Source organism: Kitasatospora purpeofusca, assembly GCF_042691725.1.
Lineage (GTDB): Bacteria > Actinomycetota > Actinomycetes > Streptomycetales > Streptomycetaceae > Kitasatospora > Kitasatospora purpeofusca_B.
The window spans coordinates 5,729,666-5,748,185 of sequence record NZ_CP170483.1; the positions used below are offsets into that span (position 1 = coordinate 5,729,666).

Consider the following 18,520-nt stretch of genomic DNA (forward strand, 5'->3'; position numbering starts at 1 on the left):
CCGCCGCCGGCCGATCACAGAACAGGGGGAGTGACCGACATGACCATCACCAGCACGCTCGGGCCGGGCACGGCGATCTCCGCCGTCGGGCTGACCAAGGCCTACGACGGGCGGACCGTGCTCGACGGCATCGACCTGAGGGTCCCCGAGGGCACCGTGTTCGCGCTGCTCGGGCCGAACGGCGCGGGCAAGACCACCGCCGTGGAGATCCTTTCCACGCTCGTCCCGGCCGACGCGGGGGCCGTCCGGGTGGCCGGCCACGACGTGGTCCGCGAGGCCGACCGGGTGCGCGCCGCGATCGGCGTCACCGGGCAGTTCTCGGCGGTGGACGACCTGCTCACGGCCGAGGAGAACCTCCTGCTGATGGCGGACCTGCACCACCTCGCCCGCCGGGAGGGGCGGCGGCGGGCGGCGGAGCTGCTGCGGCGCTTCGACCTGACCGGGTTCGCCGCCAAGTCCGCGAGCACCTTCTCCGGCGGGATGCGGCGCAAGCTGGACCTCGCGATGACCCTGGTCGGCGACCCCCGGGTGATCTTCCTCGACGAGCCGACCACCGGGCTGGACCCGCGCAGCCGGCGCACCATGTGGGAGCTGATCGAGGGCCTGGTCCAGGAGCAGGGCGTCACCGTCTTCCTGACCACCCAGTACCTGGAGGAGGCCGACCACCTGGCCGACCGGATCGCCCTGCTGGACGGCGGCCGGATCGTCGCCGAGGGCACGGCCGAGGAGCTCAAGCGGCGCATCCCCGGCGGTCACCTCCGGCTCCGCTTCGCCCGCCCCGCCGACCTCGCCGCGGCCACCGCCCTGTTCGACTACGCCGGCGCGGACGCCGAGGCGCTCACCCTGTCGATCCCCGGCGACAACTCGATCGTCACGGTGAAGGCCGTCCTCGACGCCCTCGACAACGCGGCCGTCCGGGCCGAGTCGCTCACCGTCCACACACCCGACCTCGACGACGTCTTCCTGACCCTGACCGCGGAGGGGGCCGCCCGATGAGCACCGTGTCCTATGCCGTCACCGACTCGCTGACGATGCTGCGGCGCAACCTCAAGCACGCCCAGCGCTATCCGGCCATGACCTTCTCGGTCGTGCTGATGCCGGTGATGATCCTGCTGCTCTTCAACTACGCCTACGGCGACGCCCTGGGCGCGGGCATCGGGGGCGGCGACTACATCGACTACGTGACGCCCGGCATCGTGCTGATGGCGGCGACCGCCGGGTCGCTGGTGACGGCGGTCGGGGTCTGCGTCGACATGACCGAGGGCATCGTCAACCGGTTCCGGACCATGGCGATCGCGCGCTCGGCCTTCCTGGCGGGGCACGTGCTCGGCAGTGTCCTCCAGACCATGCTGGGCCTGCTGATCGTCGTCGCGGCCGCCTTCGCGATGGGCTTCCGCCCCGACGCCGGTCCGCTGGAGTGGTTGGCGGCGGCCGGGCTGCTGCTCTTCCTGACGCTCGCGCTGACCTGGGTGTCGGCCGGCATCGGCCTGGTCGCCAGGACGCCGGAGAGTGCGAGCAACCTGCCGCTGCCGCTGCAGTTCCTGCCCTTCGTCGGCAGTGCGATCGTGCCGCCGGAGTCGATGCCCACCGCTCTGCGCTGGTTCGCGGAGTACCAGCCGTTCACGCCGCTCATAGAAACCCTGCGGGGGCTGCTGATGGGCACGGCCATCGGGTCGAGCGCGCTCGTCTCCCTGGGCTGGTGCACCGCCCTCACCGTCGGCGGCTACCTCTGGGCCCGCGCCACCTTCCGCCGTCCGGCCAAGCGCTGACGGCAGGTGGGCGCGGGGTCCGCGGCCGCCGCAGGGACGGGCGGCGGCCGCGGGCCTGAACAACCGGACGGCGCGCCGGGCTACCCCTGGCGGGGGAGCCGGAGGGCCAGGCCGTCGAGGATGACGTTCAGGCCGTAGGCGAACTTGGCGTTCCGCAGGCCGGCCGGGTCCGTGACGGCGCCGGCCGCGGCCTCGGCGAAGGCCTCGGCCAGGAACTCGTGCCCGGCCACCGCCTCCTGGGCGGAGGGCATGAGGCGGGCGATGAACTCGACCTCGGTCTGGCCGCTCCGGATGACCGTGGTCAGGAAGGCGGCCTCGGTGGTGCTCATCCCGAGGACGTAGGAGAGCACGGTGTCGATGGCCCGTGACGGCTCCGGGAAGCCGGCGGCCGAGAACAGCGCGGCCATCCGCTCGGAGAGGGTGACCAGGTTGGGGCCCAGGTAGACGAGCCCGGCCTGGCCGATGACGGACCCCAGCCAGCGGTGGCGCAGCGTGGTGGCCCGGAAGGCCTCGCAGGTCGCGATGACATCGGCCCGCCAGTCGGAGGCGCGGGGGTCGGGGACGGGGATCTCGCCGAAGACCTCGTCCAGCGCGAGTTCGATCAGTTCGTCCTTGGTGGCGACGTGCCGGTAGAGGGAGGTCGCGCCGGCGTTGAGGCGGGCACCGAGCTTGCGCATCGAGAGCGCCTCGACCCCGTCGGCGTCGAGCATGGCGATCGCCTCGCGGACGATCACGCCCCGGCTGAGCGCGGGTGGTTCGGGCTCGCGCTGCCGGCGGGCCCACACGGACGGGATCGGGTTCGTCTCGGCGGCCATCGGCCGGTCCTCCCTTGCTGGAAGCAGTCTCAGAACAGAAGCAGTCTCAGAACATCCATGCGTACATCGTTCGCAGGAAGCGTACAGGAAACAGGATTGCGCACACTGTTCCTCACTGCGTACAGTGTGCGCATCAGCGGAACATCGTACGCACCGTCGTACTTCGGAGGGGAAGAAATCATGGAAGGCCGTAATCCGCGGCGCTGGTGGATCCTGGTCGTGCTGTGCCTCAGCACGCTCGTCCTGGTGGTCGACGGCATGGCGCTGACCGTGGCGGTGCCGTCGATGACCGAGGACCTGAAGGCCACCGCACAGGACACGCAGTGGATCCTCGACTCCTACATCCTGGTCTTCGCCGGCCTGCTGCTGACCTCCGGAAGCCTCGGCGACCGGTTCGGCCGACGGAAGATCATGATCATCGGCCTGCTGCTCTTCGGGGTGGCCTCACTGGCGGCGACGGTCTGCACCAACCCCGGTGAGGTCATCGCGAGCCGGGTGGCGATGGGCGTCGGCGGAGCGCTGATCATGCCCTCGACCCTGTCGATCCTCATCACCGTCTTCGAGGAGGACGAGCGGGGCAAGGCCATGGCGGCCTGGGGCTCGGTCTCGATGCTCGGCCTGGTCGGCAGCCCGGTGCTCGGCGGTGTGCTGATCGACCACTTCTCCTGGCACTCGATCTTCTTCATCAACGTGCCGGTGGTGGTGCTGGCGATCACCGCCGCGCTGGTCCTGATGCCCGAGTCCAGGGGGCCTTGGCAGAAGCCGGACCCGCTGGGCGCGGTCCTCTCGGCGGTCGGCATGACGGCGCTGATCTGGTGGATCATCGAGATCCCGAAGCACGGCGCGTTCGGCGGCAACTCGCTGATCTCCCTGACGGTGGCGGTCGTGGCCCTCGGCGGCTTCGTGGTCTGGCAGAACGTGGCGGCGGAGCCGATGGTGCCGCTGGCGCTGTTCAAGAAGCGCAACTTCAGCGGCGGTTCGCTCTCGCTGACCCTGGTCCAGATCGGCAACGGCGGCCTGCTGCTCGTGCTCACCCAGTACCTGCAGTTCGTGCTGGACTACTCGCCGGTCAAGGCGGGCCTGGCCTTCGTGCCGATGGCGGTCGCCGCGCTGATCGGCAACGGCGCCGGCGCGGGCCTGACGGCCAAGATCGGCTTCCGGCCGCTGGTCCTGGTCGGCATGGCGATGATGGCCGGCTCGTTCGTCCTGCTCAGCACGGTCGACGCGGACACCGGCTTCACCGTCCCGGCGGTGGCGCTGGCCCTGCTCGGCCTGGGCGCCGGCCTCGCGATGCCGGCCGCCGTCGGCGCGCTGATGGGGGAGATCCCGCCGGAGAAGGCGGGCGTCGGCTCGGCCCTGAACGACACCATCCAGCAGGCGGGCACCGCGCTCGGCATCGCGATCCTCGGCTCGCTGCTGGCCAGTGGCTACGCCGACAAGATGCCGGCGGGCTCCTCCGAGCAGGCCAGGCAGTCGATCCTCGGCGCGCTGACCGAGGCCGGGGCCCAGGGTGACGCGGGCCTGGCCCACGCGGCCCGGGAGGCGTTCACCTCGGCGATGTCCACCACCCTCACGGTGAGCGCGGCGGGCGTCCTGGCGGCGGCCCTGCTGGCGGCGGTGGTGCTGCGGAACAAGAAGGTGGGCGCCGCGGAGGCCCCGCAGGAGGACCTCGCCGAACTGGCGGTGTGACGCCGGCGGGCGAACGCGGCGAGGGCCGGCACCCCGGGGAGGGGGCCGGCCTTCGCCGCGTCGGCGCAGCCGGGGGCTACAGGACGATGTAGTCCGCCTTGTCGTTCCAGTTGCCGCCGTACGGGTAGCTCAGGCTCGTGAAGTCGTAGCAGTTGCCGTTCCACAGGTAGACCGAGGGGTCCGGCTGCAGGGTGCGGTCGTCGTAGACCGTCATGTCGCCGCTGGAGCGGAACACGCAGGCGGAGCTGGCCATGTCGCGGAACGACCAGTCGGAGAGGTACTTGGTGCCCGGCTGCGACCAGCGCAGCAGGGAGCCGGAGAAGTTGGAGTGCTCCCAGAGGCAGGCCCAGCCGGAGCCGCAGTCGGAGGTCGCCTGCGGCGACAGCACGATGCCGGCGGCTGCGGCCGGTGCGGCCTTCGTGGCCTGGGCGAGCGCCGGGTCGATGGTGGCGAGGGCCTTGTCGGCCTCGGCGACGCTGTCGTGGCAGTAGACGGCGCCGCCCGTCACCTCGGTGCAGACGCGGGCGCCGTCCCAGCCCTTGGCCAGGTCGATCTGCCGGCCCTTGTAGGTGGCGATCACCGGCTTGGACGGTGTTGCCTTCGTCGAACCGGCGGACTGCTGGGCGTCGGCGGACGGGGCCGCCGGCGCGGGTGTCGCCGTGGCCGCCGGGGCCGCCAGCGCGAGCGCGCCGGCGGCTGCGGTGACGACGGCGAGCATGCGGAAGGAACGCACGGTCAACTTCTCCCCTGATGAGTCGTGGCAGGACTGTGCTGCCACGACCCAACGCCGGATCCGCCGTTCGCACAATAGTTCCGACGAGGACCGGTCAATGGCTGGCCGAATTGGCTCAGTGGCTTGATTCCGCAGCCTCCACGCGAGTCGCCTGGCCGAGGGTGTTGACGATGCCCTGGGCGAGGACGGCGGTGGACTCCACCTCGTCCCCGGCCTTGCCCCACACGCTGTCCTGCACCAGGACGGTCCGGGTGCCGAGCAGCCGCAGGGTCGCCCGGTCGAAGATCCACTCGAAGCGCCGGCCGTCGTTCACCCGGGCCACCGCCACCCCGCGCCGCCCGGTGGCGTCGACCGCGTCGTCCACGGCCACCACCCCGGGGATGCGCGCGGCGGCGCGGTAGAGCGCCGAGCCCACCTGGGGAGGGAGGACCGAGTCGCGCAGGAGGTCGCCGATGGTGATGAAGGCCTCGTGGTCCGCTCCGGCGGTCGATGCCGAACCGGAGCCGTGGTTCGGCCGGGCGTCGGCGTAGACCAGCTTCAGCAGGGCGTCGGGGTCGGTCGGCAGGGTGGACAGCAGGCGGTAGGTCGGGGAGTACAGCGAGCCGTGGTCGACGGCGGGGAGCTTGGCATCGGCGCCGTCGCGGCGCTGGAGGCCGGCGCGGCTGCCGTCCACGGCGGTCCAGCGCTCGGTGGTGGCCGTGGTGGCGGTGGGCGCCATGGTGCCGTCGGGGGCCTCGGACAGCGTGGTGGTGTGGGCGACCGTCCTGAGGTAGGTGAACTGGTTGTCCTGGGCGGGGGACTGCGGCTGGCCGTAGGCGACCTTGGCGATCCGGTCGAGGAGTTCGACGGAGGCGGCGGTGGCGGGTGGGGCCGGGTCCTGCGAGGAGGAGGTGTCGGGGGCGAGGGTGACGGCGGTGATGGCGGCGGCGCTGGCGACGGCGGCCACGACGACCAGGCCGCGCCAGCGGGTGGTGAGGGCGGAGAAGGGGCGGGGCCGGTCGAACTCGGCGAGCAGCATGTCGCGGCGGGTGGCCAGTTGGGAGGGGGAGGGTTCCGGGTGGGGCGGCGGGGGGAGCAACCGGGCGAGTTCACGGCGCTCGCTGTGTTCGTTCCACTCGGAGTGGTCGGTGCGTGTGTTGCTCATGGCCGCCTTTCCTGGTGGTGGCCCACGGACTGATGGCTGATGGCGAGGCCGGCGGGAGCCGAGGAGGTGCAGGGGGCCCGGCGTGGTGCGGGCGGATCCTCGGCGTCGACGATCCGGCGGAGCTTGTCCCGGACGCGCGAGAGCCGGGAGCGGACGGTGCCGACGGGTATGCCGAGGGCCTGGGCGGCCTCGGCGTAGCCGAGCCCGGACCAGACGACGAGCGTGAACACCTCCCGCTCCGGGCCGCCGAGCTGGTCGAGCGCGCGGACGGCGGCCGCGGCCGTGCTGGCGTCGGTGATCCGGCTGACCACTTCGTCGGCGAAGTCGGGGATCGGATCGCGCCGGGGGAGCCGGGACATCGCGTCCCGGTGCCGGCGCGCGGTGCGAGCGGTGTTGCGGAGCACATTGGTGGCGATGGCCAGCAGCCAGGCGCGGGGGTGGAGGACCTCGTCGCGGAGCTTCCTGCGGAGCCGCCAGGCTTCGAGGAAGGTGAGGGAGACGATGTCGTCCGCGAGGTCGCGGTCCCCGGTGGATCTGTACGCGTGCGCGAAGACCGTGCGAGCGTGCTGATCGTAGAGCTCGGCGAAGAGCTGCCGCTCGCCGGCCTGCGTCTGCTTACTGGACAAGGAGGACTCCACGCAGAACTGGTGTCCGCAAGGCGGGGGTGGTTCCAAAGAAGTTTGAGGAGGTGCGGGAGAGGAAGAGGAGAAGGCCGACGTTGAGGGTGGGATGATATTCGGTCATAAGGTTTGCCCGATGCGGGGAGTTGGGGGTGGCGCGGGTGCGCCGGTGGATGTGGTGGACCGTGGCCGCGGTCTGCGCGGCGGCCGGGATCGGCCTGGCGGCGGTCGCGGTGCTGGGGGACCTGGAGAACGCGGACAAGATCGCGAGCGTGACCGGTGCCGTCGTCGCGCTGGCCGGTGTTCCGCTGACCCTGCTCGGACTGCGGCGGCCTGCCGGGCCTGCGGTCCCGGACGGGAACGTGCGGGAGGTGCGGGTGCAGGCCGCGCAGGGCGGCATCGCCGCGGCCGGCAGCATCACCGCCGCTGATGCCGCTCCCGGGGGCGGCGCCGCGGACGGGGTCGACAAGCGCGACGTGCGCGCCACCGGTCCCGGTTCGATCGCCGCCGGCGGCGACATCGTCGGCATCGACCTGAACGGGCGGCGCTCGTGACCCGTGGCCTGCCTTGGAAGAAACCGCGCACGGGGCAGTCGGTCGCCGAACTGGCGGTGCCGAGGCCGTCCTCCTCGCGGGAGGTCGCGGCCTCCGGCGAGGGCGCGGTCGGTGCCGGAGGTGACATAGCCCATGCCGCACTCGGTGAGCAGAGCAGTGTCGAGCACACCGAGATGCGGGCCGACAGCACCGGCAGCCGCGGAAGGATCCACCAGGCCGGCAGGGACATCCACCACCACGAGCACCACCACGCGCCGCCGCCCGCCGCCGCGCAGTCGTCGCTGGCGGCGTTGGCTCCTCCTCCGGCTGTCCCGGCGGGTTTCACCGGCCGGACCGAGGAGATGGACGACCTACTCGACCTGCTGCATCCCGCTGCCGGCTCCGAGGGCGCGTCGGCGGAGCCCGTGGTGGTGGCGTCGGTGCTGGGGATGGGTGGGATGGGCAAGACCACCTTGGCCCTCGCCGTCGCCCACGAGGCGATCGGGCGGGGCCTGTTCACCGGCGTGCTGTTCCTGGACCTGCACGGCTACGACGACACCACCCTCGACGCTGACCAGGCGCTCGATACCGCCCTGCGCGCCGTGGGAACCGATCCCGAGCGGATTCCGCCGGGGGCCGACCAGCGTGCCGCCCTCTACCGCGCCCAACTGGCCGTGCGGGCGCAGTCCGGGGAACGCGTCCTCGTCCTCGCCGACAACGCGAACGCCGCCGAACAGGTCCAGCACCTCGTCCCTGGTAGCGGTCCCCACCGGCTGCTGGTGACCTCCCGCGACGACTTTGCCGCCGCCCTCGGCGCCCGGCTGGTGGATCTGGATGTCCTCGATCCCGAGCAGTCCGTCGCTCTCATGACCACCGCCCTGCGCCGCACCCTGCCCAAGGACCGGCGGATCGCCGACGACCCCGACGGAGTCGCCCGGGTCGCCCAGCTGTGCGGCTACCTGCCCCTCGCCTTGCAGATCGCTGCCGCTCAGTTGGTCGCCGAGCGGGGGCTGAAGCCGAGTCGGCTTGCCGAATACCTGCAGGACCTGGGCGAGCGCCTCGACGTACTGGAGGACGGGCCGCGGGCCGTACGCACCGTGCTGGAACGCTCCTACCAGCGGCTGGCCCTGCCCCACGCCGAGTTGTTCCGCCTCCTCGCGGTCAACCCGGGACCTGACCTGTCCACCGAGACCGCCGCCGCGGTCACCAACATCTCCAAGCTCAGGGACGTCCGGGCCCGGCTCGTTGCACTCTCCAAAGCCAGCCTGATCCGCCAGGACCCCGACACCGAGCGCTGGCACATGCACGACCTGGTGCGCGCCTACGCCGGCGAACAAGCAGCTCGACACTCCGCCCACACCGCCTCAGCTCTGAAACGCCTCCTGGACCACTACGCCCTCGTCGCCCACGAGGCGGAGGCCAGTATTAATCCGGTGGAGCACAGAATCGGCATGGGACAGCAGTTCAGCGGCCGGGCAGAGGCACTGGCATGGTTGGACGCCGAGCGGGCCAATCTCGTCGCCACCGTCCACGCTGCCCACGCCACAGGTCACTACAAAACCGCCCGGCACCTCACTTCCCACCTCGGCTCCTATCTCAACCTGCGCCGCCGCCTCGAAGACCACCTGGACATCGCCAGAATCGCCCTGGCCGCAGCACGCGACAACCACAATCCTCACGGGGAAGCCGGCGCCTGGAACGAGATCGGCGGCGCGCTGCAGGCTTTGCGGAGGTTCGAAGAAGCCGAAGCAGCCCACCGCACCGCCCTCACTCAGTACCAGATTCTTGGCGATCACCATCGGGAAGCCACCGTGCGGAGCAACCTTGGCAACGTACTTCTGGCCTTGCGGCGGTTCGACGAATCTGAAGTAGCCCACCGCTCCGCCCTCACCCAATACCAGGAGCTCGGCGACCGCCATGGCGAAGCTACGGCCTGGAACGACCTTGGCAACGTGCTGCAGGCCTTGCGGCGGTTCGACGAATCTGAAGTAGCCCACCGCTCCGCCCTCACCCAATACCAGGAGCTCGGCGACCACCGCGGCGAAGCCATGGCCTGGAACAACCTTGGCAACGTGCTGCAGGCTTTGCGGCGGTTCGAAGAAGCCGAAGCAGCCCACCGCTCCGCCCTCACCCGGCACCAGGAGCTCGGCGACCACCACAGCGAAGCCATCGCCTGGAACAACCTCGGCACCACACTGCGAAGTCGGGGGGAGACGGTGGAGGCGGTGGACGCTGGTGAGCGGGCCATCGGCTTGTTCGAGAGTCTGGACGACCGACACCGGCTGGGGGCGGCATCTGACGAGCTCGCCGACACCCTGCTCGCCGCCCACCGACCCGCCGCCGAGGTGCGGGCCATGCGAGAGGCCTCGGCAGCGGCATATCGGGCATGCGGCGCCGTGGAGGAAGCCGAGGAGGCGCTGAGCAAGGTGGACAAGTAATCGCCCCGGTCCGAGCAGTTCAAGGGGCTGGGCCGAATCGGCGCACACCGGAGGTCGAGAGGCGTCGGTGACGGGAGCGAGGACCACCGCGACCGCTCAGCAGCGGCGGCCAGAGCATGCTGACTGAATCTGGCCCGCGCCCTTCGCTGTCCAGCGAAGGGCGCGGCTGAAGGAATCGCGTCAGGCGTTGAATTCGCCGTTCTGGATGCCGGCCGCGAGGTCGCGCCATTCCGTGATGGTCAGCCGGGCTATGGACGAGGGCTGGAGGCTGCTCCGGATGTAGACGGCGTCATCGGTGACGGCCACCTCCGGGCAGTTGTTGGCGTTCGCGCACGACGATGGTCGTGCCCACGAGAGTTCCTCCATCAGAGCTCCTTCTTGATCTTTGAAATCAGGTCGCGAGAACCGTCCACGGAGAGCGACCGCTCTGTCATCACCTTCATGAGTCCGCGGTACCTCTCCAGATGTTCGGTCGTGTGCAGGAACGTCGGACCTTCGACAGTGTCGTACTGGACGGTGTCGAGGCGCGGAACCGGGCCGTTCATGTAGATCAGGGCTTGCCCGGATCCCTTGAAGCCCCCGGCGTCGAAGCTGATGACGCGAAGCGTGATGTGCGAACGTTCCGACAGTTCCAGCATCCAGTTCAGCTGTTCCCGTAGTACCTCGCGTCCGCCGAACTGCATGCGGAGCGCAGCCTCGTGCACGATCGCGGCGTAGGGCGCCGCGCCTTCCGACATCAGGATCTCGGCCCGGCGCATGCGATGCTCAACGCGCGTTTCGACTATGCGCGGAGTCAGCGGTGGCTGGGCATCCCGGAAGATTGCTCTGCTGTACCGCTCGGATTGCATGGGGCCCGGCGGATGACAGATCTGATAGGACTGCGTCGCCTTTGCGTAGTACTCGTGCTCGGCAAGATCGAGGAATCCGAGTGGTACGGCTCCCCGGTATTCCTCCCACCACCCCTTGGAGCGATCACCCGCCATCGTCGCGAGTGCCGAGACGAACGCATCGTCGGTCTCGCCGTACTTGCGGGCAAGCGCGGCGACTCTATCCGGTGTCACCGCATAGAGGGCCTGCTCGATCAGCGTGATCTTCGTGCGGTCCACGCCGAGGACCGTGGAGGCCTCGGCGGTGGTCGTGCCGGCGGCATCTCGCATCTTCCGTAGCTCGATGCCGACCCGCTGCCTTCGTGCACTTGGGGTAGGTGGCATGCGCCCAAGCATCCACCGTGAGCGTTGCACGAGTCCAGCCGCGATTGGCGGTACAGATATCGACATCGGTGGTATATGTACCGCTCGATGCTCTACAGTCTGTGATGCACCGCTCACCGGACGGATTGTCATCAACGTCCCTCAGTCGGGCAGTTGGCACCCTCATGCCTCCATCCGGTGCGCCCCATCTACACCGCTGGGAGCCCCCATGTGTAACCGCAACACCCCCTCCCTCACCGTCGCCCGCGAGACTCTCCGCTCCTCCATGGACCTCGCCGGCTTCCTCCCCGACGCCATCGCGGACGCCGAACTCGCCCTCGTCGAGCTCATCGTCAACGCGTGGCACCACGGCCGAACGGCCGCGCCCGTCGTCGTCGTCCTCATCCTCGACCGGACGCTCCGCGTCTCGGTCGGCGACAACTCCTCCGCCCTCCCCGCCCCCTGCACCCCGGCCGAACTCGCCGAGTCCGGCCGGGGCCTCCAGCTCGTCCAGGGCCTCACCCACCGCTGGGGCGCCGACCCCCAGAAGCGCGGCAAGCTGGTCTGGTTCGAACTCGACGCCGCCGCGTGACCACGCTCGGTCTCCTGGCCCTCGTCATCACGGCGGCCGTCGTCGGCGCCGTCTGCCGGCTCCGCTCGGACTCCCTCCACGATCGCCACCGCGACCGTGACCACCGCATACCCGAGTAGCCCCCGCCCGGGAGTGTGCGCGCCCGACCTGGCCGGCTGCCCGGTCGGCCAGGTCGGACGCCGATGCCGTGGACGTTGCCCCGCCATCGTCGCCGCAGGGGTGGGCAGGGATGGCGACGACCCCGGCCCGATCATCGTCCCGGTGGCGAACTGCCCACGTCCATCTGCCGATCGGCGGGTCGTCGCTCCTCCTGTGAGCGCAGCGAATGGCCCCGAGAATCACCGCCACGCTGCTACCGTCCCGCTGTGGAGAAAGCCGCCAAGTATGCGATCCCGGCCGTCGCCCTGTCGTTCCTCCTGGTACTCGCGGCCTTCCTCGTACTCCCGCCCCTCCTCACCTCCGACCCGCCGCCGAGCGTGGCCGGTCAGTGGGTGGCGAGCGAGGGGCCGGCCGGTACCCGCCTGGAACTGGTGGACGGCGGACGACTCGGGCCGTCCGTCGTACCGGCCTTCGCCTGTCGGGAGACTTCGACCTCCCCGGTGACCGACGAGGTGTGGGAGCTCGCGGACGGAATCTGGGAGGCCTCCTGGGAGACGGACGCCGGATACCAGGTGCACATCGACTTCACCGGTCCGAAGAAGTGTCATCTCACGCTGGGGAACCAGGTGGTGAAGGGCGGAGCACACACCCTCTCGCGCGGCTGGTCCGCCACCGAGTGGACCCTAGTGCGCCCCTGACCCACCGTCCGGCACCCAGTTGCCGTGCAGGCCGAGCGGCACCCGGGCCGGCAGGTGGATGCGGGCGATGGGTTCGCCGGTGAAGTCCTGGGCGGCGAGGATCACCAGGTCGGCGGCGCCGCGCTCCGGATTGTGGACGTAGGCCATCACATAGCCGTCGTCCTCCGCGACCGGGTTCTCGGCGGCCACGAACACCCCCTCGCCGACGGCCCCGTAGCGCCCGAACTCGTGCGCCTCGGTGGTGCCGCGCAGCAGGTCGTGCTTCAGCAGCGCACTGCTGAAGCCCTCGTCGGGCCGGTGGTCGTCGGGCCCGGCGGGCGGCGCGTACAGCTCGACGGCGGCGGCGTAGCCGTACCGGTACGGCCGTCCGGTGTGCCGGGGGTTGAGCCGGGGGAACTCCTGGATGCGGTCGTCCAGGCGCTCCTCCCGCACCCGGCCGGCCGCGAGGTCGACCGTCCAGCGGTCGAGGGTGGGGCGGCTGGTGCCGAAGTCCCGGATCGCGAAGCCCTCGGGGTGGCGGACGAGGTCGACGACGATCTCCGTGCCGCTCTGGTGGGCGTTGAGCGTGTGGCCGACGAGGCTCGGCGCGACCTCGAACCAGCGCACCTCGCCGCCCTCCCGGGGCATCACGCCCACCCGGGCCTGGTGGCTGTCGTCCCACACGAACGGCACGCCGGTGCCGAGGTGGGCGGCGCTGAAGACCACGGGCGCGTCGTAGAGGACGACGTAGTCGTCGGTCAGCGCGAAGTCGTGCATGTACGGGCTGCCCGGCGTGGGGACGGTCGTGACGCGCCGGACAGCACCGGTCTCGTCCATCACGATGTGCTGGACGGCCTCGGCGCCGTAGCGGAAGGCCACCGAGTGCAGTTCGCGGCTTCGCGGGTCGAACACGGAGTGCGCGTTGGCGGTGCAGCCCTCGGGCGTCCCGCCGAGGTCGCAGGGGCCCAGCGTGTCCAGCTCGTACGTCAGCTCGTACGGCTTCAGTCCGCCCTCGATGAGTGCGAAGGTGCGGCCGTCCAACCCGGCGACCTGCACGTTCGGCGCGAAGTCCATGCGTTCGTCGACCGGCCCGCCACGGCGCGGTTCGCCGAGCCGGTCGGTGACGGAGGCGGAGCGGACCCAGCGGTTGCGGTACCACTCGGCGCGGCCGTCGCGGATGCGGACGCCGTGCACCATGCCCTCGCCGAGGGTCCAGATGTGCGCGGCCGGGTCCTCGACGCCGAGCGGGTTGGGGCCGATGCGCAGGTAGCGGCCGTTGAGGTGGGCGGGTATCCGGCCGGTGACGGGGAGGTCGTGGGCGGTGACCTCCTCGGTGACGGGGGCGAAGCTGCCCGCCAGGTAGCGGTTGGTGCGTGCGGGGGCGGTCATGCGGTCGGTCCTCCGTCCGGCTGGTGATCATCGGCGAGGAAGGCCTGGCCGACCGCCGCCATCAGCGCCGCGAAGCGACGGGCCGCCGTGTCGGGAGGGAAGTGACCGGCGAGTTCGAGGCTGACCGCGCCGTGCGCGGCGGCCCAGAGCAGCTTGGAGATCTCGTGCGGATCGCCGGGACGGAAGACGCCGGTGGCGATGCACGTTTCGACGGCGGCCACGGACGCGTCGAAGGCGGTCTCGGCGGAGGCGAGGGATTCGGCGTTCGGCCGGTAGCCGGGGATGGCCTGTTCGAACATGACGCGGTAGTAGGCGGGTTCGGCCAGGGCGTGCTGCCGGTAGGCGGCGCCGAGGTCGTTGAGGCGGGCCAGCGGGTCGGTGGTGAACGGGGTGCGTTCCTGGGCGCGGCGCAGTCGGGCGAACCCCTCCCGGTACAGGGCGTCGGCGAGCCCTTCCTTGGCACCGAACATGGTGTAGAGCACCTTCGTCGACGCGCCGATCTCGGTGGCGACCCGCCGCATGGTCAGTGCGGCGGGGCCGTCGGCGATGAGCAGGCCGATCGCGCAGTCGAGGACGGCCGCGCGGGCCGACTCCTGGCCGCGTTGTAACGCGTCCTGGTAGATCGTATTCATGGGTAACAGCGTAACCCGATGGAAACGCTGTTACCACCTGTCCGTGAAAAGGGAACTGACGCACAGTCGGCCGGAGGGCCGGGGTCGGCGCGAGTCCGGCGCCGACCCCGGTGGTGATCAGTGCGTGGCGCCCGCCGCGCTCGCACCCCGCAGGGTCGACAGTCCGGCCGCCGCGTCCGCGACCGCCCCCGCCGGGGCCGCCGCGCCGCCGCACAGGGTCTTGATCGCCACGTTGACGACCGCCGCGTCGAGGCCCGACTGGTCGGTGCCCTCGTACGGGTTGTACGACAGCGCCACCTGCCGCTTCCCGTCCGCCGTGCCGAACAGCAGGGTGCCCCAGCCCGGCAGGCCGCCGTCGTGGCCCCACAGTGGGCCGCAGCCGAAGTCGGCCTGGGCGACGCCGAGTCCGTAGGACGAGTGGCCCGAGCCGGTCGGCACCGTCCGCGTCAGCTCCGCCTGCTCGGCCGGCCGCAGCAGCTTGCCGCCGAACAGGGCGGCGTGGAAGCGGTTGAGGTCGGCAGGGGTGGAGATGCCGTTGCCCGCCGCGTCGGCGACGGTCATGTTGAGCCGGGTGATGTCCGCCGGGCCCTCCTGCAGCTTGGCGTACGCGTGGGCGTGCGGGCCGCGCACGCCGGTCTCGGAGCGCGGGAACACCGTGTCGTCGAGGTGCAGCGGCTTGACGATCCGCCGCTCGACCTCGCGCTGCCAGCTGTTCCCGGTCAGCTTCCCGATCAGCATCCCGGCGAGGACGTAGTTGGTGTTCGAGTACTTCCAGCCCTGGCCCGGCGCGAAGTACGGCGCGTGCGCGACGCCGATCGCGACCAGCTGCTCGGGCCGGTAGTCCTGCCGGCGACTCGGCCCGTAGACGTACTCGCGCAGGCTCGCCTCGTCCCGGTAGAAGAACCGCGGGTCCTCCAGATAGTCGTACAACCCGCTGGTGTGGTTGAGCAGTTGCCGCACGCTGATCGCGCCGCCGTTCGGCACGACGCCCGGCAGATACCGCTCCACCGGCTCGTCCAGTCGCAGCTTGCCCTCGGCGACCAGCTGGAGCGCGACCGTGGACACGAAGGTCTTGGTGACGCTGCCGATCCGGAACCGGCCGTCCGGCCTGACCGGCTGCCCGGTGGTCAGGTCGGACGTGCCGGCCGCGCCCCGCCAGATCCGCCGGCCGTTCTGCCGGACCTCGGCGAACGCGGCCGTCGAGGAGCCGTCGGCGATGAACGCCTGCAGTTCCGCCTGGGCGTCGACGCCGCCCGCGCGGGCCTCGGCCCCTGATGTCCCTGATATCCCGGAGGCCCCGGCAGTCCCGGCGGGCGCGGCGGCCATCGCCGCCGCCGGGGCGAGCGTGACGACCGTCGCCCCGGCCAACGCGACGGCGGCCAGCCGGATCCCCAACCGGCCGCGCCCGCGCAGTGCGTGAGTCTGAGTGAACGTCATGGTGGATTACCCTCCCCGGCCCGGACCTCGGGCCCTCCTCGCTCAGACTCGCACCCGTTCCACCCGCCCCGCGTCGTCCTCCGGATCGGCCTCGGCGGCCCCCGGCGGTCCATCGGCGGTATCTCGGGACCCGGCCGAACGGCGGGGGTGGCGCTGCGGCCGATCGGCATCAGCGGGCTTGACACCGTGCCCTCCCCGGCCGTCCGGCCGGTCGCTCAACGCAGCAGCCTGAAGGGCGAGTTCGTCGCAGCTTCCTTGGCAGCGGCCGTGCCGGGACCGCACGACGCCTTCTCGATGAAGGCGTTCAGCGTGGTGAAGGTGTCCTCGGTCTCGGCGCCCTCCGAGAGGTTGAAGGAGAGCGAGAACTGCCGCGCACCGTCCTTCGATCCGAGCCACACCGTGTTGTACCCCGGTATCCCGCCGGTGTGGCCCCAGACCTCGCCGCAGGGCAGGTCGTACCGGATCAGGCCCAGCCCGTAGTGCGCGCCGATCATCGGCGCCGGGACGGCCGTCGTCATCTCCGCGAGCCGGGCGGCCGACAGCAGCCGACCGCCGAAGAGGGCGGCGTGGAAGCGGTTGAGGTCGGCGGTGGTGGAGATGCCGTTGCCGGCCGCGTCGCCGAAACTCGGATTGATCAGCGTGACGTCCGCCGGGCCCTCCGGCAGCTGGACGTACCCGTGCGCGTGCGGCCCGGGGATGCCCGGCCGGGCACCCGGGAACGTGGTCTCGTCCAGGTGCAGCGGCCTGACGATCCGCCGGTCCACCTCGCTCTGCCAGTTGCGTCCGGTGACCTTGCGGATCACCTCGCCGATGAGGATGTAGTTGGTGTTCGAGTAGTGCCAGCCCTGCCCGGGCGGGAAGTACGGGGTCCCCTTGACGCCCGCATCGATCAGCTCGGCCGGGCTCCAGGTGGTCCAGCGGCCCTGGGCGAGGAACGCGCGCAGGCTCGCCTCGTCCTGGTAGAGGAAGCGCGGGTCCTGCAGGTAGTCGTACAAGCCGCTGGTGTGGTTGAGCAGCTGCCGCAGGGTGATCGCACCGCCGTTCGGCACGACACCCGGCAGGTAGCGCTCCACCGGTTCGTCCAGCCGGAGCTTGCCCTCGTCGACGAGTTGCAGCACGACGGTGGACACGAAGGTCTTGGTGACGCTGCCGATCCGGAACCGGCCGTCGGCGCGTGCGGGGCGCCGCGAGTCGAGGTCGGTGACGCCGGCGGCGTCGCGCCAGACCCGGCGCCCGTTCTCGCGCGCCTCGCCGAGCGCGGCCGTCGACGAGCCGCGCTCGACGATGGCCCGCAGCTCGGGGCCCAGGTCGGCCCGCGCGGCGGCGTCGGCCGACACGGAGGCGGGGCCGCCCCGCCGTCGGCCGCCACGGCCGCCGTCGGGGCGAGCGCGACGACGGTGGCGCCGGCCAGCGCGACGGCGGCCAGCCGCACGGCGGGCCGGCCGGAACGGCCGCCGGAAGTGGTGCGAACGACGTTCATGGTGATCCCTCCCCGGGCCCGAACTCCGGGCCCCTGGAGCCACGTTCGCATTCGCTCCGCCCCGCCCGCGTCAGCCTCCGGACCGGCCCGGGTGGCCTCCCGCGGTATGGCGCGACCCGGCCGAACGGCGGGGGTGGGCCGCCGGTGAAATCGGCGTCAGCGGGGTTGACGCCGGGCGCTCCCGCTGTTCGCCGGTGTGATCAACGCTTCGGCTCCGCAGACGAGTTCGCCCCGCTCTCCGCGGCCTCGGTACCGGCGTTCTCGGCGCGCTCCACGCCGTTGCAGGAGAGCGCGAAACGATGGGAGCCTCCTACGACCCGAACCACACCGTGGTGTGTCCCGGGATGCACCGGTGTGGCCCCAGACCTCGCCGCACGACACCGCGGGGCGGTCGACGGCGCGCCGCCCCGCAGGTCGGCGCGCCGTCCGGCGAGGCCCGGCGTCAGGCGGGCGCCCGCTCAGCGCAGCCGCGAGGAGGACAGGATCGACGCCAGGTGCGCGACCACCATCCCCCAGGTGATCACGGTGATCGCGGCGACCGTCGCCTGCGTCGGGTCGGTGGTGCCGACCGCCGCGTCCACGACCGCCGCCGCCAGCAGCACCAGCGAGGCCTCGATCCCGTTGGTCACCCGGTGGATCTTGAACACGGACGCCAGCCGTCGCGCCGTCGCGATGCCCTGCGACCGCGGCTGTGTCGACTCCTCGTCCGCCGGCGCCATCCCGCTGCGCGCCCGCGCCACGTCCACCAGGTCGGTCGACGCCTTCAGCAGCACCACGCCCAGCGCGGCCGCCAGGCCCACCGACACCCACAGCTCCGAGCCGCCCCGGGCCGCCCGGACACCCGCGCCGATCATCAGCGCGGCGTCCGCCAGGTACGCGCCGAGCCGGTCGACGTACACCCCGGCCATGCTGAACTGCCGCTTCCAGCGGGCCACCTCGCCGTCCACGCAGTCGAACAGCAGGAAGCCCTGCATCAGCACCACCGCCAGCAGCGCGCCCGGCAGCCCCGGGATCAGCAGCGCCGCCCCGGCGCCCACCCCGCAGACCACCATCACCCAGGTCAGCGTGTTGGGCGACACCGAGGTGCGCACCAGCTGCCGGGTGACCCGCAGCGACACCGCGCGCATGTAGAGCCGACCCGCCCAATGCTCCCCGTTGCGGCTCGCCAGCTTCGCCTGCGGCTGGCAGACCTCCCGCAACTCGGCCAACGCCGGAGCAGCGACCGCCATGATCCGACCCTTCCCTTCACCTGTGTGGTCTCACCTGTGTGAGCGTCCGGCCGA

Annotated in this window: 18 protein-coding genes; 7 read left to right on the plus strand and 11 right to left on the minus strand. The window is 71.5% G+C overall.

Annotated elements, in window-relative coordinates; genetic code table 11:
- Positions 1-39 precede the first annotated feature (39 nt).
- Both ACFCLZ_RS24750 and ACFCLZ_RS24755 read left to right on the plus strand, forming a co-directional pair.
- A complete protein-coding gene (locus ACFCLZ_RS24750; RefSeq protein WP_380279353.1) occupies positions 40-996 on the plus strand; it encodes an ATP-binding cassette domain-containing protein in 957 nt (318 codons plus the stop codon).
- Positions 993-1,769 carry an ABC transporter permease gene (locus ACFCLZ_RS24755; RefSeq protein WP_380279354.1) on the plus strand — a complete coding sequence of 259 codons (777 nt, stop codon included), beginning with the start codon at positions 993-995 and terminating at the stop codon, positions 1,767-1,769. Before ACFCLZ_RS24750 ends, ACFCLZ_RS24755 begins: the two co-directional genes overlap by 4 nt.
- A gap of 80 nt (positions 1,770-1,849) precedes the next feature.
- Here ACFCLZ_RS24755 and ACFCLZ_RS24760 read toward each other — a convergent pair whose 3' ends face one another.
- The gene (locus tag ACFCLZ_RS24760; RefSeq protein ID WP_380279356.1) at positions 1,850-2,584 is read right to left on the minus strand and encodes a TetR/AcrR family transcriptional regulator; all 735 of its coding nucleotides are present in this window, start codon (positions 2,582-2,584) and stop codon (positions 1,850-1,852) included.
- 180 nt (positions 2,585-2,764) lie between these two features.
- Here ACFCLZ_RS24760 and ACFCLZ_RS24765 point away from each other — a divergent pair, with 180 nt between their 5' ends.
- Complete coding sequence (locus tag ACFCLZ_RS24765) at positions 2,765-4,273, plus strand: MFS transporter (protein ID WP_380279358.1); 1,509 nt, start codon at positions 2,765-2,767, stop codon at positions 4,271-4,273.
- A gap of 76 nt (positions 4,274-4,349) precedes the next feature.
- Here ACFCLZ_RS24765 and ACFCLZ_RS24770 read toward each other — a convergent pair whose 3' ends face one another.
- From ACFCLZ_RS24770 to ACFCLZ_RS24780, 3 genes are all read right to left on the minus strand, one after another.
- The gene (locus tag ACFCLZ_RS24770) at positions 4,350-5,006 is read right to left on the minus strand and encodes a peptidase inhibitor family I36 protein (RefSeq protein ID WP_380279359.1); all 657 of its coding nucleotides are present in this window, start codon (positions 5,004-5,006) and stop codon (positions 4,350-4,352) included.
- Between the two features lie 115 nt (positions 5,007-5,121).
- Positions 5,122-6,150 carry a CU044_5270 family protein gene (locus tag ACFCLZ_RS24775; RefSeq protein WP_380279361.1) on the minus strand — a complete coding sequence of 343 codons (1,029 nt, stop codon included), beginning with the start codon at positions 6,148-6,150 and terminating at the stop codon, positions 5,122-5,124.
- Entirely contained in the window at positions 6,147-6,776 is a 630-nt protein-coding gene (locus ACFCLZ_RS24780) for an RNA polymerase sigma factor (RefSeq protein WP_380279362.1), read from the minus strand. Before ACFCLZ_RS24780 ends, ACFCLZ_RS24775 begins: the two co-directional genes overlap by 4 nt.
- Positions 6,777-6,922: 146 nt before the next feature.
- Between ACFCLZ_RS24780 and ACFCLZ_RS24785 the strand changes: the two genes are divergently transcribed.
- Both ACFCLZ_RS24785 and ACFCLZ_RS24790 read left to right on the plus strand, forming a co-directional pair.
- Complete coding sequence (locus ACFCLZ_RS24785) at positions 6,923-7,324, plus strand: hypothetical protein (protein ID WP_380279364.1); 402 nt, start codon at positions 6,923-6,925, stop codon at positions 7,322-7,324.
- Positions 7,321-9,741: an ATP-binding protein gene (locus ACFCLZ_RS24790; RefSeq protein ID WP_380279366.1), complete on the plus strand. Its 2,421-nt coding sequence runs from the start codon at positions 7,321-7,323 to the stop codon at positions 9,739-9,741. Before ACFCLZ_RS24785 ends, ACFCLZ_RS24790 begins: the two co-directional genes overlap by 4 nt.
- A gap of 180 nt (positions 9,742-9,921) precedes the next feature.
- Here ACFCLZ_RS24790 and ACFCLZ_RS24795 read toward each other — a convergent pair whose 3' ends face one another.
- Positions 9,922-10,107 (minus strand): DUF397 domain-containing protein, encoded by a 186-nt coding sequence (locus tag ACFCLZ_RS24795; RefSeq protein ID WP_380279368.1) that lies wholly within the window; start codon positions 10,105-10,107, stop codon positions 9,922-9,924.
- Entirely contained in the window at positions 10,107-11,084 is a 978-nt protein-coding gene (locus tag ACFCLZ_RS24800; RefSeq protein ID WP_380279370.1) for a helix-turn-helix domain-containing protein, read from the minus strand. The genes ACFCLZ_RS24795 and ACFCLZ_RS24800 overlap by 1 nt, the downstream gene beginning before the upstream one ends.
- Positions 11,085-11,160: 76 nt before the next feature.
- Between ACFCLZ_RS24800 and ACFCLZ_RS24805 the strand changes: the two genes are divergently transcribed.
- A complete protein-coding gene (locus ACFCLZ_RS24805; RefSeq protein WP_380279372.1) occupies positions 11,161-11,523 on the plus strand; it encodes an ATP-binding protein in 363 nt (120 codons plus the stop codon).
- Positions 11,524-11,888: 365 nt separating this feature from the next.
- Positions 11,889-12,320 carry a hypothetical protein gene (locus ACFCLZ_RS24810; RefSeq protein WP_380279374.1) on the plus strand — a complete coding sequence of 144 codons (432 nt, stop codon included), beginning with the start codon at positions 11,889-11,891 and terminating at the stop codon, positions 12,318-12,320.
- Here ACFCLZ_RS24810 and ACFCLZ_RS24815 read toward each other — a convergent pair.
- The 5 genes from ACFCLZ_RS24815 to ACFCLZ_RS24835 all read right to left on the minus strand — a co-directional run bounded on the left by ACFCLZ_RS24815 (position 12,306) and on the right by ACFCLZ_RS24835 (position 18,466).
- Positions 12,306-13,688: a carotenoid oxygenase family protein gene (locus ACFCLZ_RS24815; RefSeq protein WP_380279376.1), complete on the minus strand. Its 1,383-nt coding sequence runs from the start codon at positions 13,686-13,688 to the stop codon at positions 12,306-12,308. The two genes, ACFCLZ_RS24810 and ACFCLZ_RS24815, sit on opposite strands and share 15 nt — an antisense overlap.
- Complete coding sequence (locus ACFCLZ_RS24820; RefSeq protein WP_380279378.1) at positions 13,685-14,320, minus strand: TetR/AcrR family transcriptional regulator; 636 nt, start codon at positions 14,318-14,320, stop codon at positions 13,685-13,687. The genes ACFCLZ_RS24815 and ACFCLZ_RS24820 overlap by 4 nt, the downstream gene beginning before the upstream one ends.
- Positions 14,321-14,437: 117 nt before the next feature.
- Complete coding sequence (locus ACFCLZ_RS24825) at positions 14,438-15,757, minus strand: serine hydrolase domain-containing protein (protein WP_380279380.1); 1,320 nt, start codon at positions 15,755-15,757, stop codon at positions 14,438-14,440.
- 215 nt (positions 15,758-15,972) lie between these two features.
- Complete coding sequence (locus tag ACFCLZ_RS24830; protein ID WP_380279382.1) at positions 15,973-17,094, minus strand: serine hydrolase domain-containing protein; 1,122 nt, start codon at positions 17,092-17,094, stop codon at positions 15,973-15,975.
- Between the two features lie 601 nt (positions 17,095-17,695).
- Positions 17,696-18,466: a CDP-alcohol phosphatidyltransferase family protein gene (locus tag ACFCLZ_RS24835; RefSeq protein WP_380279383.1), complete on the minus strand. Its 771-nt coding sequence runs from the start codon at positions 18,464-18,466 to the stop codon at positions 17,696-17,698.
- Positions 18,467-18,520: the final 54 nt, after the last annotated feature.

Coding starts and splice junctions, on each gene's coding strand:
- ACFCLZ_RS24775 (WP_380279361.1), bottom strand. CDS start 6,150: ATGAGCAACACACGCACCGACCACTCCGAGTGGAACGAACACAGCGAG.
- ACFCLZ_RS24760 (WP_380279356.1), bottom strand. CDS start 2,584: ATGGCCGCCGAGACGAACCCGATCCCGTCCGTGTGGGCCCGCCGGCAG.
- ACFCLZ_RS24765 (WP_380279358.1), top strand. CDS start 2,765: ATGGAAGGCCGTAATCCGCGGCGCTGGTGGATCCTGGTCGTGCTGTGC.
- ACFCLZ_RS24795 (WP_380279368.1), bottom strand. CDS start 10,107: ATGGAGGAACTCTCGTGGGCACGACCATCGTCGTGCGCGAACGCCAAC.
- ACFCLZ_RS24800 (WP_380279370.1), bottom strand. CDS start 11,084: ATGACAATCCGTCCGGTGAGCGGTGCATCACAGACTGTAGAGCATCGA.
- ACFCLZ_RS24820 (WP_380279378.1), bottom strand. CDS start 14,320: ATGAATACGATCTACCAGGACGCGTTACAACGCGGCCAGGAGTCGGCC.
- ACFCLZ_RS24755 (WP_380279354.1), top strand. CDS start 993: ATGAGCACCGTGTCCTATGCCGTCACCGACTCGCTGACGATGCTGCGG.
- ACFCLZ_RS24835 (WP_380279383.1), bottom strand. CDS start 18,466: ATGGCGGTCGCTGCTCCGGCGTTGGCCGAGTTGCGGGAGGTCTGCCAG.
- ACFCLZ_RS24750 (WP_380279353.1), top strand. CDS start 40: ATGACCATCACCAGCACGCTCGGGCCGGGCACGGCGATCTCCGCCGTC.
- ACFCLZ_RS24825 (WP_380279380.1), bottom strand. CDS start 15,757: ATGACGTTCACTCAGACTCACGCACTGCGCGGGCGCGGCCGGTTGGGG.
- ACFCLZ_RS24805 (WP_380279372.1), top strand. CDS start 11,161: ATGTGTAACCGCAACACCCCCTCCCTCACCGTCGCCCGCGAGACTCTC.
- ACFCLZ_RS24815 (WP_380279376.1), bottom strand. CDS start 13,688: ATGACCGCCCCCGCACGCACCAACCGCTACCTGGCGGGCAGCTTCGCC.